A 14,378-nucleotide genomic window follows, 5' to 3' on the forward strand; every position below is an offset into this window, starting at 1 on the left:
CTCCTGTCCTAACTAGGTTATCAAGACTCTCTACGACTGAGTGGATTTTACTTATTTCTTCTCACATTAAAGCTGCCTTAAGGCAAAATTGTTACCTCACGAGAAAACATAGATATCATGGAGAGATGTATGGCGACTGAAGATTATGTAGTATTTGGGGGCAAGCTGAAGATGCCTGGCACCTTGGAGTTTCATGACCCAGACAAGCTGCATGTTGTTGGCAGATTTGCTGAGTATGACGATGCCTATAAGGCATGGCAGTCGCATGCCTACAGCACCATAGACGATGCCCACGCCTGCTATGTTGCTAAGAAGGTAAGTGACGAGGTTGTGACCTGGCATGCAGAAAAATGCCCTGAGTTAAAGACTATCCTTGGTTAATCCAAGATTAGAGTTGACTGAAGCCCCATCTATCCTTATTAATTCACGAAATTCAATGGTAGATGGGGCCCATTATGGCTGATGAAACAGATTATCGAGTGTATGCGCTGGTTCGCGATGACGTGAGATCGCTTGTAGAAGACAGCGGTAAGCCTGCTGCTCAAGCCATGCACGCTCAAAGCGCCTCGATGAAGCGTGTTTACTGCAATAAGCAGTGGGGCGACGAATGGGCAAACCTCTACGATCAGTGGCTCAACCAGTGCGAGGGCGACTTCGGTACTGTGATCGTGCTCAAGGTGCCGATGGAAGAAATCTATGGTCTGACGAAGGCGCTGGTTTCCAATCCTACTGGGATCATCCACGACCCGAGTTTCCCCATCATTGACGGTTCTGTAGGCACCACAATGCCGCTTGATACCTGTGGCTGGATCTTTGGTGATGCCAACCATCTTGCACCGTACATCGGTCACTATGAACTTCTGTAAATTCGTTTTCTAACAAGGAATTATGATGACAACCTCAACCTCAACTAAAACAGACAAGGGCATGGAAGCGCTGGCGGCAGCCACAATCCGTGCTCGGGAACTGGCTAACATAGCAACGCCCAGCGCTCCTCGTCAGATGCGTCCGGTAGTCCTGGACTGGGTTCAGTCTTCCCAAGGTCTCCATGAATCTTGGAACGCCCGTCACCCGGTGATTGGCAGCTATCAGATCACTCGCAGCGGATACGAAGGCCCCTACGAGATCGCCACCCCCTTCTTGGCGGGTAAGGTTATCTATACGTCTCGCGAGACCCTTGAGGAAGCCAAAGAGTTCGCCTCCGAGCATCTGTTTAGCGTGGCATGCAGCCTCCTTGCAGATAGCTGATCAAGAGAGGCAACGAGCATGAGCAAGAATAACGAGAAGACCGAAGCCAAGGTGCGCAGCCTTCATTGGGAAAGAAACACCACAACTGCGGTGGATACTTGGGAGGCTGTTAGCCCTCTGGGCCGCTTTACCGTCGCCCGTCGTTTTATTGGCAACGAAATGTACATGTGTACGCCCCCTCTCAACGGAGTGGTCCACGAAATCAGCTGTGTCGACTTCGATGATGGCACCCAGAAAGCTGAAGGTTTCATCCGAGACCTTATTGCTGAGCTGTCAGCTTAAGGGGGTTAGGTGTGCAGGCCTTGATCAAAATTGGAGTTGACCAAGTACTACGTCCGTTCGAATGGGTCGTCGCAGACGATGGATTACTTCAGCGGGCGCGCACCCCTGTAGGTGATTTCGAGCTAAGAAACACCGAAGGAAGCTTCGTTGTGAATGTGCCGGAAGCCATCAGCTTAGGCACCCCAGCGCGTGTCATTGAACGTTATAATCTCGTGCGGGAGAGTGAAGAGGCAGCGAAGAAATGTGCGGAAACGCGGCTGTCTCTTCACGTCCGCTCAGTCTTGTCGGGCCCCTCCATTCGCTTTACTAGCCAGAAAGACAAAGGCTGCTATTCTGCACAGCGGTTGGATAGTGATCTGGGTCCTTGGCTGGTCGGATTTCTGAGCGCTAAAGATGGCGCTGCTGGCTTCATGCTTCAAGGCAGTCAGTATGATAAGGAAGCGGCCAATCACTTCCCTGGCCCAATTTCTTGGAAAGAGCTTCGCGATCTCGCTATGGAGGAAGTGACCAGGCTCGCTCGTTCCTGCTTGGTAAGCGTATCTTCCCTTTTCGAAAATATGATCGACGATGAGGGTTACCCCAAGTTTGTTTGGCAGCGGTGTTCAAACAGTGGCCATCTGCATGCTGACACTCCCCTTGGCCGGTTCACAGTCGCTCCTGCGGATCTAAAGGAAACCATCTGGTCTGCGAGCCTACCAGCCATCGTTCGAGAGAACCTTGGTGTATTCAAGGAGGTCCATGCCTCTACTGAGGAGGACATCTGCGACGCGACAGAGAACCTTTTCTTACAGGTCGCCACCTATTTCATAGGTAAAGAGAGAACGGATCACTGAGATGCCTGATATCAAACCTCTTATCTGGAAAGATGGCCCCAAGCCTGGAATGTGGGTTGCCCCCACCGGTTTTGGAGACTTCCGCATCACGCAGTCCATTAGGCGATCTGAGTTCTACTGCGTGATCCCGGATGACATGGTGGGGCATGTGGTCACTGATAGCCGGGATGGCGGTCACTTCACCCGAGACAGCCTTGAAGGCGCTCAGGCGGCCGCTCAGGAGCTTGTGGCGTGTGTTGTGCAGGATATCGATGCTTCCCTCTCCTCTTTACTGGTGTCTTGGTCGAGAGATCCCAGAGTCCCCAGCCGAATGTATGTGGTTTCCCCTGTTGGGGTATGGACGATCAAACCGGATAGCCATCAGGGGTTTGTTTGTACGCCCCCTGCTTCAATGACCCGCATGAGTGAGCCTCGCATTTCAAATCAGAAAGCGGAGACGGTCTCCCGGCTTCAGGAATGGGTGCTAACGAAGCTCTCCGCTCTCTCAGACGAGATGAAGGCCCTTGAACCTCGGCTTTCAAAATCAACCATTTAAGAAATCATATTTTTGGAGATAGTTTATGTCAGATAACAAAATCACTTTAGATCAGCCACCAGTTCAGATGAAATACAAGAACTGGCGCGGTGAGACATCCGTTCGCACGATCATTCCGATCTCAGTGCGCTACGGCAACACTGAGTGGCACCCTGAGATGGGTTGGCTGATGTTGGCCTTTGATGTCGACAAGCAGGCAGAGCGCGAGTTTGCCCTGAAAGATGCCGACTTCACGGATGTAGGGTAAGCTATGTCCACGGGAAACGGATACTCGTCCCTACAGGTCGCTTACACCCTGCTGGAGCATGGGCCTGCGTCTCATATGAAGCTGCAAAAGCTGACGTTCATCGCCTATAGTGCTCATCTTTATAACGGCTTTCTTAGCAAGGCAGAGACCGTAAGTCTCCTGAATGAAGAACCAGTCTGCTACAAGTATGGGCCAATATTTCCGTCCATGTACCGTATTCTGAAGCCGCACGGGAAAAAGGAGATTGTACCCCCTGGAAGCGATGAGGGTGCGGTGTCCTTCTCGGTCCCGACGTCTCATCGGGAGACACGCGAATTTTTGAACGATATCTATCAGCAGTATGGCGCCTGCACTGATCTTGAGTTGTCTACGATGTGCCATATGAAAGACAGCGCCTGGGAGCGGTTTGCGCATAATCGCAAGTACCTTGTAGGTGAAAACGAAACGATCCCGGAGAACTATATAATCTCAGGGTACAGATCATTAATTAAAGGACATATGTGATGAAAAAGAACATACTTCGAATATTGATTACGGCAGCGGCAGTGGTATCAGGACCGGTTATTGCGTACGGTGCGGTTGCGATAAGCAATGCTCAGGGTCAGATTTTTACCGAAATGGCACTAACCTTCGCGGCAGAAAGCACTTCGAAGATCCAGTATGACCACGAACCTAGTGGTAGCAGCGTATTTAGATTTGGATTAAATGGAGCTTACTCAGTAGAATGCCAAGACGGATCCGTCGTTAATTCCATATTGCCGCGAGGTGCGTCCCTTCCCAGAAACGGCTCTGCTGAAACTGTTTGCGGTAAAATTAGCTGATAGTTCACCGCTACAGGCACTCCCAGAGTGAACCGATAGATTTTTAATAAAAACTGCATAAAAAATGCTTGCTTTTGTTTAAGGCTAGCATTTATGCTTGTCCTACGGCTACACTATCGACGAAAGACTTCTTCTATGAAATCGCTAATTCGATACTCGTGGGTCGTGGACTCGCCTTAATCATTTGGCGGAAAAATCAAGGAGAAGACGAATGCCTACTGGCACTGTAAAATGGTTCAACACGACAAAAGGTTATGGCTTCATTGCCCCCGACGCTGGCGGCGGAGATGTATTTGTTCACATTTCTGCGGTTGAGCGCTCCGGAATGACTGGCCTCGCAGACAACCAAAAAGTTTCCTATGACCTCGAAGATGGCCGCAATGGAAAAACCAGCGCGGTGAATCTTTCGGCGGCCTGACACAGACCGTCTGAAAATAAGAGGGCTGTCGATAGGGATATCGGCAGCCCTCTTATTTTTTAGTAGACTTCAGAATAATCGTCTCCATAAAATATGACGCAGAAGTGCCCGCCATGCGCGCATGTTATCCTTGAACATGTCGTGCACAGTCGGTTCTGGATATGCATTCAGGTCACGCAGAAGGTGCTCTTCATTACAGAGTGGTACTGAATGATTGATAAGCATGCCGTTGCCTGCAATGCAGCCTGCGTAGGACGTGTCTAAGGGGTTCGGCATAACAGCATGTGGAGAGCAAGATGTAAGGGCGGCCGCGACGGCAGCGACGCTATCTGTATCCCCGCCCGCTTCTATAGATAGCCGGATCGCTTCCCGAACGTCTCCATTCGCCCTGACAGCAAACCATGCCGCAGCGAAGGCTGAGTGCAGGATGTAACCACTTACACCTTTGCGGCACCCTATGGATTTCATCGCGTCTTCCGGATCGGCTGTATTGGGATCATGTTGATCGATAGCATTCATCATGGACTGCATCTCGGCTACATGATTTTGAGGGCATGCAAAATCGTTCAAGGCGCGATCAAGGGTTGATTTGACTTGGGTCCATAACAAGGGACCATCGCAGGCTTGGACTATAAGATCGGCTAGGAACAAAGCCATTACGACGGCTCTGGGATCCGTATGCGTGATCTTTGTCGAGACTCCGATGAACTCTCTCATCTTTTTCGGGTGCTCACGATACTTGACCGCAATCACGGGGACGCGCATCAAAGGACCATTCCCGGCAGACTTAACACCAGAGCTGCTGGGAGCCACTCCACAGGCCATCTTAAAGCACGACCGAAGGGTGGCGCCCCCGATGCCGGGAGGGCACGCCATAAACCACCGTTTTAGCTGTCGACCTAAAATTCTTTCAAATTGCTTTGGGTCATCATTTGCTTCTCCCAGAGAGCGTGCTGTTAGCAGAGCATGCTCTGTGCCGTCACTTAAGAGTGCCTCACCGCTTGGAAGCATGATCTGCTTGATCGCAGTTTTCTGGAATATCCTATTTACGTGAGATCGGCTTAGATTTTCGAACGGTAAACCAAGGCTATCGCCCAAGGCGGTTGCTAAGAGAACATTGTGTCTGATCTCTTTTCTTCTTGCATAAGTGTCTTTCATTTTTCCAGCAGCCTATAATTTTCTAATCATATAGACGCCAAGAAATCCAATAACAAAAATGGCCGCGATGAAAATTCACCGCGACCATTATTCCGATCAGATTTTGAGTTCTTTTATTCGCGCTCGCCCATCAATGACAAAAGCATTTGGAAGAGGTTAATGAAATTCAGGTAGAGACCCAAAGCTTCGGCGGCCGGGCTGATCGCCCCTCCCGTTCTGATGAAGTCAGACTTGATGCGCTGGGTGTCAGTCGCTGTAAGACCAGCGAAGACCAGAACACCGATGATCGTGATCACAAACTGGAGGGCGCCGGACCCGATAAAGATGTTCAGGATGGAGGCGGCCACGATACCGATGAGTCCCATGAACAGGAAGGACGCGATGCCCGAAAGGTCCTTCTTGGATGTGTAGCCATAAAGGCTAAGGGCCGCAAAACTGATGGAGGTCACCAGGAAGACCTGAACGATGGAGAAGTCCGTATAGACCAAGAAGATCGAGGACATGGAGGCACCGATGAGGCCCGAGATTAGGTAGAAGATACCGGCCGCCTTTCCGTGCGACATGCTATCCATCTTGAAGCCCATAAGGAGAACCAAAGCCAGTGGGGAGAACATCACGATCCAGCCCAGCATTGTGGGGGATCCGGTTTTCACGTCCAGAATAAGCGACAAGAGTGCCGGGGTGTTCGCGAAGAGCCACGCGGTCACGAATGTCAGGAAGATGCCACCGGCCATTGTCTTATAGACATTGGCCATGTGCGCCTGAAGGCTTTCACTAAATTTGGTAGGACTTCCGCTAAGAGCCTGTTCTTGAAAATTCACTTTATTTCATCCTTATAAGTGAGTGTTAATGGTATTAACATGGGAATTGGCTTTACCCGTTTCAATAGATAAGTTAACAGTTTTATGATTTTCGTTAACTGTTTTTATGGTTCGGGATCTACTCGAAGTAGTTCTTTTTCGTAGCGATCTTTCATCCTGAGCAATCCACCTAATAGCTGGACAAAAATGAGGATCAACACGATCTCAACCGCAAAGCCGTGCATCCAGGTCACCTCGGCAACGACAAGAAAGGAGGCTACAATCAGTCCGAAGAAGTCGCCTGCCAAACCGAGAATGATAACGAGTGCGGTCGTTAAGATACCTGGGCCCCTTGCATCAAGGGAGAAGTTGGCAACAGTGACAACCGCCAAAACTGTAATCAAGTTCTGATCAAAGTCATCATGGGTGCTTACGAAGAGCCACAGCGGCCCTAATGCGCATGCAAGGAAGACATAGAGAAAAAGCTTCAAATCCAATTTGGAGAATGGTTTCATATTCTTCAACATCTTAGTTTGCCGTCCCTTCTGGCACATCCAAAAGAGGCAAGACTGCCAGGCGATCTTGTAGCCATGCCCGCATCCGCGTGAGTTCATCGTTGAACTTGAGGTCCATGACTTCCAGCTCCTCTGGATCCTTCACGGCCGCCTGGCGGGCCTCTAGCGTCTTGGCCAGCATTTTTATGCCATCGGCGCCCTGCGCTCGATAAGTTGGGTCATTCTCTCTTGCCCGCCAATCTGCGATATGGGCTTCGATGGTGCGGATCGAGGCAAGAAGACCGTGGTCGTTCACCCGAAGGTAGTCTCTGAGGTCGGGGAGTTTTTGCACAGTTTCCTGAGCTTTTTGGGTTCGGCTGTTGGACCACCAGATCACTGCGATCAGGACGGCCAGCCCCACCAGCACTTGGATTGAAAAGATCATTATTATCACCTGTATTTTGTAGCGGCACTATAATAGACTTTGTGTTTCTCCAAGATTAAAGAGCACATATCATTGATACCGCGAAGTAAATCCTTCCAATAATTGAATTCTGCATGTATAGTGCGACATGGCATCATGAGCTTATAATGCTCCCCCTTGCCATCGGACACGGAGTTCCAGAAAATGATTGTGAAACTATTCTCAAAAAACGCCTACAGACTACCCGCAATTGAAGGTCCTGCTAACATCGTGAACACGTCGGAGAAGTCCCCGAGTGAGTTCGCCTCACCAGAGGAGATGAAAGCGTATCTTTTGGCTAAGATTGAGGACATGTCGGCCGACACGCTGCGGTTTTACACCACTTGGAACGATGATCGTGAGGTATCCGATCTCAGCTGGGCCGTGGCGGCTGATGCTCACAACGGCACGATGATCCGCTATAAGGATGGCCGACTGGGTTGGGAGCGGGCAAATAACCCCAATATCCGCTTGGATAGCAAGTCCTACTTCATGTCCCGGGAAGAGGCTTTAGAGACGCCGATGCGCCGTGACAATTTCTTCATGTCCCAGGCTGAGATTGCGCAAGGAATCCAGCCCTTCCCGGTGAATATTACTTATGAAGGTGATACGAGAGCCCTCAACATCGGGGCTTGGATCATGAATGAGAAAATTGGGGAGTGCGACATCGAGGAGTTGGTGGCGGGTTACTCACCGGCTCTCAACGATCTCGTGATAAGCTATAAGCAAGCTGGATGTCCGTCTGTCGATCACATCAAGCCACTCAGTGATCTTGAGATCGAGGTTGATGTTGAAGCCTTGCGTGAGTACCTCGAAGACCAGCGCCCAGAAATTATGAACTTCCAACCTGCTGTGAGTAAGCCGTGAACCAAGCTCAAGAGATCCGAGGCCTTCAAGGCCCTTACAGGTTCCTCTCTAACTTCCACTCCGCACGGGTCACCATGTACGGGGTGGAATTCCCAACGAACGAACACGCTTACCAGGCTGCCAAGATGCCGCAGAGGGACCTTCTGCGCACTCAAGAAGAATGGCTCAAGGATCTCAAGGCATTTGCCCAAATCGAAACCGCGAAAAAAGCCAAACGTGCAGGTCGCACACTACGAATGAGAGATGACTGGGATGAAGTTAAGTATGGGATCATGCTTGAGCTCACCCGTCGAAAATATGTCAGACATCCTCTTCTCGCAGGCAAGCTACTCAATACCGGGACCGCCTATATCTGGGAGCTTAACGACTGGGATGACACCTATTGGGGTGTCATCGAAGAGGGCGGCAAACTCATTGGTGAGAACAATCTCGGCAAGATCTTGATGCAGGTTCGCAAGGAACTGAATGGCGACTGATCGCTGACTTGCAAGCCAAACTCTTACATTACTTGTTGACAGCTATCCTTGTGTAGGGCATTGATAGTCAAGTATTAGGAGAAGCAGGCAATGATTATTATTTCGAATTTGATGAATCGCATGAAAACGCGCGCAAGTCTGGATCTTATGGGCCGTTATTCTGGTGGTGGCCGTCCGGCTGTGAACCGTGAAGCCCCTTTGGCTATCCGCGAGTATCACCGGGTTTTTGGCAAGACAGCGAACGCCGATGATGTATGGAAAGCCCGCGAGGCGCGCGAGGAAAGCCTGAACGCCAAGCGCCTGGCAGACTATGGGTCAATGCCCGCCTGATAAGTAAGAGGACATCCTATGGCCACTGATGCTCACACACTAACATTCTCCTTCCAAGATGGAGAACCTGTGGTCTCGCGCGGGGATCAATGCCCTAAGGATGTCAGCTTTCTTGAACTTCTGACCACCCGGCGCCGTTACATCACCTTTTCGAACGGCAATCCCCATATGCAATTCATCTTCCCTCGTGCGGAACTGAGTTTTGTGGATGACCTCGAAAAGCGTGGATACGATCTAGATACGTTCTCCCTGAGTCTGACGACAAAAGATGGGAAAGCGCCCCCCTCTGAGGCCCAGGAAGCGGACCCTGGTGAGCTTTTGCTCTGGTATGGTCTCGGCGATGATGAGGATGAAGGAGAGGATTTCCGGGGTTATTTTGGTGCCGAGGGTGCGAACAAGGCAGACCTGAACCTTGCCTTTTATGAACTCATCTCCAAGGACGACTTTGAATGGGATGATGAAGCTGGGGCAATCATCGAAAAGCCCGGGTTCATCATGCAAGCGGAAGATCTTGGCTACGACGTAACCTCGTTGACGATGAAGGTCAGCCAGAAGACACACACGCCCTTACCATCCCCTTAAAGGTCACATTGCGGGCGCAGGTGGCTCTGCTGAGATCTCCGCTAGGTAGTCTTCCAAATCGATCTGAGGAGCGCTTCTGCGGCGCTCAATCAGCGATTTGGGTGGTATTTGACCGTCATCTTCCAATTCAAGCACCGGTACCGATGGCCCGCAACTGCCACAGAATGCTCCTTTGGGGTCATCCATGATGTTGCTTCCAGACTGACATCTTGCGCAGCAGAGATTGGGGGTTAGTCCGCCCATTGTTATTTCCTGATGAGGCATAGGCCCGTCTTTCCAAATTGTATCCGGTCAATCTATCCCAGAGAGTTTAAGAAAAAATAGCGTCTGGCGCCGCCATGCGCAAGCTCACCCGCTTTTGTTTGTTTTCTTTGCCTCAACCTAAGTGTCAGCCGAACCTTAACTTTATCGAAAAGTGGCTTTGGTATGAGTGCGGCATGACGAATAGTTTTCAAATTAAGCAAGTGAATGATCGGGATGATACTTTAGCTGTATCATTGGACAGCAAGGCACGGGGAAGATCTCATGAGTGATATAGATAAAATGAGTGCCCTCATTATCGAGGCGCATGCAGGCCAGGTGGACAAGGCTGGAGAGCCCTACCACCTGCATCCTGCCGCTGTGGCCCGACGTCTTCAGGAAGAGCACGGCATCGACGATGAAGATCTGATCATCGGCGCTCTCGGGCACGACCTGATTGAAGACACCTATCTGACAAAACAGCTTCTTCTGGATATGGGGTACTCTCAGCGTTCTGTGAACTGCATCCTTTCAGTGACCAAGGAAGATGATGAGAGCCGCAAGGCTTATCAGGCTAAGGTCTTAGCCAATATCGACGGCTGCTACGTTAAGCGTGCCGATCTGGAAGAGAACATGGACCTTTCCAGGCTCGAGGAAGTCACGGATCGTGATCTCCGGCGGAATGAGAACTACGCGCGTTTCCATATAAAAATCTGCGCGCGTATCGAAGAGTACGAGGCAACTCTGAAAGCCTCATTGCCATAACCGGCAACTAAATCATATTTTTGGGATCATATTTTAATGAGTAATTTCACAGCTGACGACCACCACAGGGAAGGACAAGATTTTTCAGGTTCTTCTCTTACGCAAGATGACACCCTTTGCCTGGAACGTTTGGCGCAACTTGCGGAAAGATGTGATGGTAGCGTAGAGGCGCTTCGTGCCTTTCACGCAGAGATCGATGCGGTAGATCTGACCAGTATGATTAGCCGAATGCCTTTGGTGGATATCAGTACAGCATTCGAATCTCCACGCGCAGCCCTCGGAGCGGTCGAAATCTTGAAGCGCCTTCCCTATGATCTAGGAAGATATGTCAGGGATGCTATTAACACTCAGTTTTGGGTCAACGGTATCCCACCGGAGATGGCAAATGATAAGCGTGTAGTACTGGGTAGCATCGGGCTTTCCGCCATATGGTTTGATGGATCCAATGAGAGTATGCGAGCGCTGGCGACTGTATCTTGTGCAATCTCAACCGTAAGTGGATGGGACCATGTAACCGGCGGTGATATAGCTTCCCTCCTACGAGGGCCTTCCTTCGATCAGGCCAGGGTATTTGCTCTCAGCCATCTCCCGCCAAACCTATTCACGAAAGCAACCATCCTGTCGCAGTGCTTCTTCACACGGGATCATATCGAAGCCATCTTCCCGAAGTTCACGCATAATGCCGCGCCCACTGCGGAAGAACTGGAAGTTGTCTTTCCAGGGGCAGGAATCCTCACTCACGGCGGTTATTTCAACGATGACCAAGTGGCCTATGAATATTTGCATTCGATCACCTGCATCGGTGACTGGGATCTCATGTATCAATCAGCCCCAGCCTCATGGATTACAATGAAATTTTCAGCTGATAATGGCCAGTTCGAAGTCAATGACGTCGTACTATCAAAGCGCAAGTGGTCTGATGGCATTCTAGCAATCATGTTACTTCGCAAGAATATCCTCGATGAAAACATACAAAGACTTCAAGAAGATATGGCCGATTGAAGGTTCCTTTTGGACGCCAAATTGCACGCATTCTGACATAGAAAGATATGAATTTTATGATACCTCGCCCCCTTCCCATTGGCAGCAAAATGCTGTTGGCCAGCCACAACAAAGGCAAGATGGCCGAGATTTCGGATATGCTCTCCGGGTCCGGTATAGAAATCGTATTTGCCCGTGACCTTGATCTTCCTGAACCGGTTGAAACCGAAGAAACACTTGCTGGAAATGCACGTTTGAAGGCACATTCGGCCGCCAAGGCAACAGGTCTCCCTGCCCTTGCAGACGACAGTGGCCTAGAGATTGCCGCTCTTGACGGGCGCCCTGGTGTCCATACCGCAGATTGGGCGGAGATTGAGGGAACCGAGTACGGCCAGGCAGGGCGTGACTACAAAATTGCGGCAGACCGTATCCTGCGGGAGATTGAGGAAAAAGGCGTCCAAGGGGAAATCAAGGCTGCATTCAAGACGGTTCTCTGTCTTGCATGGCCTGACGGTCATGATGATCTCTTCACTGGTGAAACTCCGGGGTCCTTCCTACGCACTCCCCGAGGTGACAATGGTCACGATCTCGATCCCTACTTCCTTCCTGAAGGTACCAACCAGACATTTGCTGAAATCAGTATGGAAGAGAAGAACCGGCTAAGCTCTAGAGCAGAAGCGATTCAGATTTTCATCGAGACCTGCACCCCTCAAAAAGCCCCCGGAATGTGACTTAACGTAGGGTTAAATGCGTCATCTATACTTGCTTCTATCCGTTGACACGAAGAATAACCAAGATTAAACCACTATATATTAGTTATCGGGTCTGGTTATGATTGGAATCCAGTCTCGCATTATAGTTAGGTGATTGGAGTAAAGGTGTTGGACGAGATAAGTCTGGAGAAAGACGACAGAGACGAAGTCCTTGAAGAGATATCTAAAGCGGCCGAGGCCTGTTTGGATGGGGACGGAACCCTAGATGTCTTCAAGGCACTCGTTAAGTCGGCCGAACGGTCAGATTTCTTCAGATCAATCGGTCCCATAAGGGCAGCTCGCATCCTCAAGGCATACCCCAGATCTGCGCAAGATATGGTGCTGGATGAGTTCTCAGACGCGAAGGCGGATGAAATCTCTTTGGTCATCACAGCCTCCGAGGAGCTCGATGGCCTGATCGTCGCAAAAAATGCACTCAAAGCGTCTCGAGTGCCCGAGTTCATAAGCTTTGTGGCCGCCTTCCCTGACGATTTTCTGACGGTCTACGTGGCGCTACGTGATGACTGTGAGAAGACATTAGAGCTACTGATGGATAAGGCGCGCGAAATTGGCTTTGAGTTCACCTACTCGGCCGGTCGCTGGGAATGTCATCGCTACAATGAAAGAGAGCAGAAGTTTGATCTCGTAGTAAGGATACCGGAGACGACATACGTTCACTCCGGCATCCAAACACTTGTCCTGGCTCGGTTCTTCGAGCTGGACAGCGCCCTGAGAGATCTCACGTTCTGCGAACAAGAGGGTATCGGCAATGAGTCAGAATGATCACAACACCTCCTCCCCATACGGCGATCTTCCCGAGATCGCGCCACGTCCTGAAGGTCGGCTTCGGCGTATGGAGTGGGAAGAAGGCACCTATCAGGACGTCTCCGGTCACCGTTATAAATGCTGGATGTCTGTCGAGCGTATTCACGGCCTGAAACTTCACATCCTGGATACGAGAGATCTTGAGGCTCCTATTCTGATTTCAGGACATGCCTTCGACATCAGCAAGGTGCCTGACGAAGAGCGCCCCGCAAAGGCCTTCCTGCTAATCAATGCGACGACGACCAGGCCAAAGGTAGAGATCCCAATTTCGCTTCATCCCACCCGTGGCGAAGCCCAAGAGAGAGCTGAAAGGGTATACGCCAGATCAGTATTGCAACTGTTCAATGATGGATCTGAATTGGAAGGCAAGCCTGGCCAAGCGGCGAAAAAAGGCTTTGGTAACCTTATCGGGATTTTCAGGTGAAATTCACCTGCAAGTCACTATGAGAACCCCGCACGTCAGAGTGACTTGCAGGTGGTTCCGACATCACAAAAACTTGTGAAAATATTTCAAGATAAATCAACTATTTAGAAGTTAAATTTGTTCCCAAAAAATTTTGGGGGTGTGACCATGCTATGCGCGGGCAATGTTCCCATTAGGGAATGAAACCTTTGACAGGGAAGGCTCAGGGGAATGAATATCAATAAGTTGCAGGGGACCTTGGGGAAGGGGCGCTTGCAGAAATTTTACAACAAATCGTCTAAAGGATTTTCATCAAACCTGCGTAGCGCAGTGATCGGGATGACCATAGGCATGTCTACATTCGCGGTATCGGGTGTGTCGGTGCAACACCCGATATCCACCAATCTGATTGACGCTCAAGGAAATGTGCGCGGCAAACTAAACGTCGAAGAGCAAAAGGCAGAGCTGGAATTTGATGGTGTGGTCATCGAAGATGATGACAATATTCTTTTGAGAATACTTTATCAGACAACTTCGGAACCATATCCGATACTTCACCGTGAAATTTCTGCGCCCACAATAAATGCTAAGGATACTATAAAACTAGATCTTGGTGTCGCTCTAGATGGTGTATTTGAGGGATGCAATGCTCACAATACATTCTTGTTTGATGAGTGCTTGCAGACAGAAGCCGCCCCTGTGGTTGAAACGATTAATCCACATATCGACAGAAGTGGTACTGAGTCATTCTACAAACCTGCCGAACAAAATTGGGATAAACCAGAACACGAATCCCCTGTATTCGCATTTTGATAGTAAATACATATACTTGCAGTGCAAAGTTAAACAATAGCATAA

24 protein-coding genes are annotated in these 14,378 nt (G+C 50.0%); 20 read left to right on the forward strand and 4 right to left on the reverse strand.

What is annotated here, in order from left to right; all coding sequences use genetic code 11:
* Positions 1-129: 129 nt before the first annotated feature.
* From J7392_RS04790 to J7392_RS04835, 10 genes are all read left to right on the forward strand, one after another.
* On the forward strand, positions 130-381 hold the full coding sequence (locus J7392_RS04790) for a DUF4170 domain-containing protein (protein ID WP_209216428.1): 252 nt from the start codon (positions 130-132) through the stop codon (positions 379-381).
* Between the two features lie 74 nt (positions 382-455).
* Positions 456-866, forward strand: a complete 411-nt coding sequence (locus J7392_RS04795; RefSeq protein ID WP_209216429.1) for a hypothetical protein — start codon at positions 456-458, stop codon at positions 864-866.
* 25 nt (positions 867-891) lie between these two features.
* Entirely contained in the window at positions 892-1,248 is a 357-nt protein-coding gene (locus J7392_RS04800; protein ID WP_209216430.1) for a hypothetical protein, read from the forward strand.
* Between the two features lie 18 nt (positions 1,249-1,266).
* Positions 1,267-1,530, forward strand: a complete 264-nt coding sequence (locus J7392_RS04805; RefSeq protein ID WP_209216431.1) for a hypothetical protein — start codon at positions 1,267-1,269, stop codon at positions 1,528-1,530.
* 11 nt (positions 1,531-1,541) lie between these two features.
* A complete protein-coding gene (locus tag J7392_RS04810; RefSeq protein WP_209216432.1) occupies positions 1,542-2,363 on the forward strand; it encodes a hypothetical protein in 822 nt (273 codons plus the stop codon).
* A 1-nt stretch (position 2,364) separates the two neighbouring features.
* Positions 2,365-2,898, forward strand: coding sequence for a hypothetical protein (locus J7392_RS04815; RefSeq protein ID WP_209216433.1), 534 nt, complete (start codon positions 2,365-2,367; stop codon positions 2,896-2,898).
* Positions 2,899-2,923: 25 nt separating this feature from the next.
* Positions 2,924-3,145, forward strand: a complete 222-nt coding sequence (locus J7392_RS04820) for a hypothetical protein (protein WP_209216434.1) — start codon at positions 2,924-2,926, stop codon at positions 3,143-3,145.
* Between the two features lie 3 nt (positions 3,146-3,148).
* Entirely contained in the window at positions 3,149-3,649 is a 501-nt protein-coding gene (locus tag J7392_RS04825) for a type II toxin-antitoxin system antitoxin SocA domain-containing protein (protein ID WP_209216435.1), read from the forward strand.
* Positions 3,649-3,966: a hypothetical protein gene (locus tag J7392_RS04830; protein WP_209216436.1), complete on the forward strand. Its 318-nt coding sequence runs from the start codon at positions 3,649-3,651 to the stop codon at positions 3,964-3,966. The genes J7392_RS04825 and J7392_RS04830 overlap by 1 nt, the downstream gene beginning before the upstream one ends.
* A gap of 211 nt (positions 3,967-4,177) precedes the next feature.
* The gene (locus J7392_RS04835) at positions 4,178-4,384 is read left to right on the forward strand and encodes a cold-shock protein (protein WP_209216437.1); all 207 of its coding nucleotides are present in this window, start codon (positions 4,178-4,180) and stop codon (positions 4,382-4,384) included.
* A gap of 69 nt (positions 4,385-4,453) precedes the next feature.
* Here J7392_RS04835 and J7392_RS04840 read toward each other — a convergent pair whose 3' ends face one another.
* From J7392_RS04840 to J7392_RS04855, 4 genes are all read right to left on the reverse strand, one after another.
* On the reverse strand, positions 4,454-5,542 hold the full coding sequence (locus J7392_RS04840; protein WP_209216438.1) for an ADP-ribosylglycohydrolase family protein: 1,089 nt from the start codon (positions 5,540-5,542) through the stop codon (positions 4,454-4,456).
* A gap of 113 nt (positions 5,543-5,655) precedes the next feature.
* Complete coding sequence (locus tag J7392_RS04845) at positions 5,656-6,297, reverse strand: Bax inhibitor-1/YccA family protein (RefSeq protein WP_209216439.1); 642 nt, start codon at positions 6,295-6,297, stop codon at positions 5,656-5,658.
* Positions 6,298-6,467: 170 nt separating this feature from the next.
* Positions 6,468-6,869, reverse strand: a complete 402-nt coding sequence (locus J7392_RS04850; RefSeq protein ID WP_209216440.1) for a hypothetical protein — start codon at positions 6,867-6,869, stop codon at positions 6,468-6,470.
* A 1-nt stretch (position 6,870) separates the two neighbouring features.
* Positions 6,871-7,281 (reverse strand): hypothetical protein, encoded by a 411-nt coding sequence (locus tag J7392_RS04855; protein ID WP_209216441.1) that lies wholly within the window; start codon positions 7,279-7,281, stop codon positions 6,871-6,873.
* A 183-nt stretch (positions 7,282-7,464) separates the two neighbouring features.
* Between J7392_RS04855 and J7392_RS04860 the strand changes: the two genes are divergently transcribed.
* The 10 genes from J7392_RS04860 to J7392_RS04905 all read left to right on the forward strand — a co-directional run bounded on the left by J7392_RS04860 (position 7,465) and on the right by J7392_RS04905 (position 14,333).
* Complete coding sequence (locus J7392_RS04860; RefSeq protein WP_209216442.1) at positions 7,465-8,166, forward strand: hypothetical protein; 702 nt, start codon at positions 7,465-7,467, stop codon at positions 8,164-8,166.
* Complete coding sequence (locus J7392_RS04865; protein ID WP_209216443.1) at positions 8,163-8,642, forward strand: NADAR family protein; 480 nt, start codon at positions 8,163-8,165, stop codon at positions 8,640-8,642. The genes J7392_RS04860 and J7392_RS04865 overlap by 4 nt, the downstream gene beginning before the upstream one ends.
* A gap of 90 nt (positions 8,643-8,732) precedes the next feature.
* Positions 8,733-8,972, forward strand: a complete 240-nt coding sequence (locus J7392_RS04870; protein WP_209216444.1) for a hypothetical protein — start codon at positions 8,733-8,735, stop codon at positions 8,970-8,972.
* 18 nt (positions 8,973-8,990) lie between these two features.
* Positions 8,991-9,554 (forward strand): hypothetical protein, encoded by a 564-nt coding sequence (locus J7392_RS04875; protein ID WP_209216445.1) that lies wholly within the window; start codon positions 8,991-8,993, stop codon positions 9,552-9,554.
* Between the two features lie 525 nt (positions 9,555-10,079).
* Positions 10,080-10,559 (forward strand): hypothetical protein, encoded by a 480-nt coding sequence (locus J7392_RS04880; protein WP_209216446.1) that lies wholly within the window; start codon positions 10,080-10,082, stop codon positions 10,557-10,559.
* A gap of 36 nt (positions 10,560-10,595) precedes the next feature.
* Positions 10,596-11,561 carry a hypothetical protein gene (locus J7392_RS04885; protein WP_209216447.1) on the forward strand — a complete coding sequence of 322 codons (966 nt, stop codon included), beginning with the start codon at positions 10,596-10,598 and terminating at the stop codon, positions 11,559-11,561.
* A 47-nt stretch (positions 11,562-11,608) separates the two neighbouring features.
* Positions 11,609-12,271 (forward strand): non-canonical purine NTP pyrophosphatase, encoded by a 663-nt coding sequence (locus J7392_RS04890; protein WP_247744452.1) that lies wholly within the window; start codon positions 11,609-11,611, stop codon positions 12,269-12,271.
* A gap of 150 nt (positions 12,272-12,421) precedes the next feature.
* A complete protein-coding gene (locus J7392_RS04895) occupies positions 12,422-13,075 on the forward strand; it encodes a hypothetical protein (protein WP_209216448.1) in 654 nt (217 codons plus the stop codon).
* Entirely contained in the window at positions 13,062-13,541 is a 480-nt protein-coding gene (locus tag J7392_RS04900) for a hypothetical protein (RefSeq protein WP_209216449.1), read from the forward strand. Before J7392_RS04895 ends, J7392_RS04900 begins: the two co-directional genes overlap by 14 nt.
* A gap of 210 nt (positions 13,542-13,751) precedes the next feature.
* The gene (locus J7392_RS04905) at positions 13,752-14,333 is read left to right on the forward strand and encodes a hypothetical protein (protein ID WP_209216450.1); all 582 of its coding nucleotides are present in this window, start codon (positions 13,752-13,754) and stop codon (positions 14,331-14,333) included.
* The last annotated feature ends 45 nt before the right edge of the window (positions 14,334-14,378 follow it).

Origin of the sequence: Sulfitobacter sp. R18_1 (assembly GCF_017743915.1) — a bacterium.
Lineage (GTDB): Bacteria > Pseudomonadota > Alphaproteobacteria > Rhodobacterales > Rhodobacteraceae > Sulfitobacter > Sulfitobacter faviae.

Bases quoted from the DNA above. Each gene is read 5' to 3' on its own strand.
- J7392_RS04790 (WP_209216428.1), top strand. From the start codon at position 130: ATGGCGACTGAAGATTATGTAGTATTTGGGGGCAAGCTGAAGATGCCT.
- J7392_RS04795 (WP_209216429.1), top strand. From the start codon at position 456: ATGGCTGATGAAACAGATTATCGAGTGTATGCGCTGGTTCGCGATGAC.
- J7392_RS04800 (WP_209216430.1), top strand. From the start codon at position 892: ATGACAACCTCAACCTCAACTAAAACAGACAAGGGCATGGAAGCGCTG.
- J7392_RS04805 (WP_209216431.1), top strand. From the start codon at position 1,267: ATGAGCAAGAATAACGAGAAGACCGAAGCCAAGGTGCGCAGCCTTCAT.
- J7392_RS04815 (WP_209216433.1), top strand. From the start codon at position 2,365: ATGCCTGATATCAAACCTCTTATCTGGAAAGATGGCCCCAAGCCTGGA.
- J7392_RS04820 (WP_209216434.1), top strand. From the start codon at position 2,924: ATGTCAGATAACAAAATCACTTTAGATCAGCCACCAGTTCAGATGAAA.
- J7392_RS04825 (WP_209216435.1), top strand. From the start codon at position 3,149: ATGTCCACGGGAAACGGATACTCGTCCCTACAGGTCGCTTACACCCTG.
- J7392_RS04830 (WP_209216436.1), top strand. From the start codon at position 3,649: ATGAAAAAGAACATACTTCGAATATTGATTACGGCAGCGGCAGTGGTA.
- J7392_RS04835 (WP_209216437.1), top strand. From the start codon at position 4,178: ATGCCTACTGGCACTGTAAAATGGTTCAACACGACAAAAGGTTATGGC.
- J7392_RS04840 (WP_209216438.1), bottom strand. From the start codon at position 5,542: ATGAAAGACACTTATGCAAGAAGAAAAGAGATCAGACACAATGTTCTC.
- J7392_RS04845 (WP_209216439.1), bottom strand. From the start codon at position 6,297: ATGGCCAATGTCTATAAGACAATGGCCGGTGGCATCTTCCTGACATTC.
- J7392_RS04850 (WP_209216440.1), bottom strand. From the start codon at position 6,869: ATGTTGAAGAATATGAAACCATTCTCCAAATTGGATTTGAAGCTTTTT.
- J7392_RS04855 (WP_209216441.1), bottom strand. From the start codon at position 7,281: ATGATCTTTTCAATCCAAGTGCTGGTGGGGCTGGCCGTCCTGATCGCA.
- J7392_RS04860 (WP_209216442.1), top strand. From the start codon at position 7,465: ATGATTGTGAAACTATTCTCAAAAAACGCCTACAGACTACCCGCAATT.
- J7392_RS04870 (WP_209216444.1), top strand. From the start codon at position 8,733: ATGATTATTATTTCGAATTTGATGAATCGCATGAAAACGCGCGCAAGT.
- J7392_RS04875 (WP_209216445.1), top strand. From the start codon at position 8,991: ATGGCCACTGATGCTCACACACTAACATTCTCCTTCCAAGATGGAGAA.
- J7392_RS04880 (WP_209216446.1), top strand. From the start codon at position 10,080: ATGAGTGATATAGATAAAATGAGTGCCCTCATTATCGAGGCGCATGCA.
- J7392_RS04885 (WP_209216447.1), top strand. From the start codon at position 10,596: ATGAGTAATTTCACAGCTGACGACCACCACAGGGAAGGACAAGATTTT.
- J7392_RS04890 (WP_247744452.1), top strand. From the start codon at position 11,609: ATGAATTTTATGATACCTCGCCCCCTTCCCATTGGCAGCAAAATGCTG.
- J7392_RS04900 (WP_209216449.1), top strand. From the start codon at position 13,062: ATGAGTCAGAATGATCACAACACCTCCTCCCCATACGGCGATCTTCCC.
- J7392_RS04905 (WP_209216450.1), top strand. From the start codon at position 13,752: ATGAATATCAATAAGTTGCAGGGGACCTTGGGGAAGGGGCGCTTGCAG.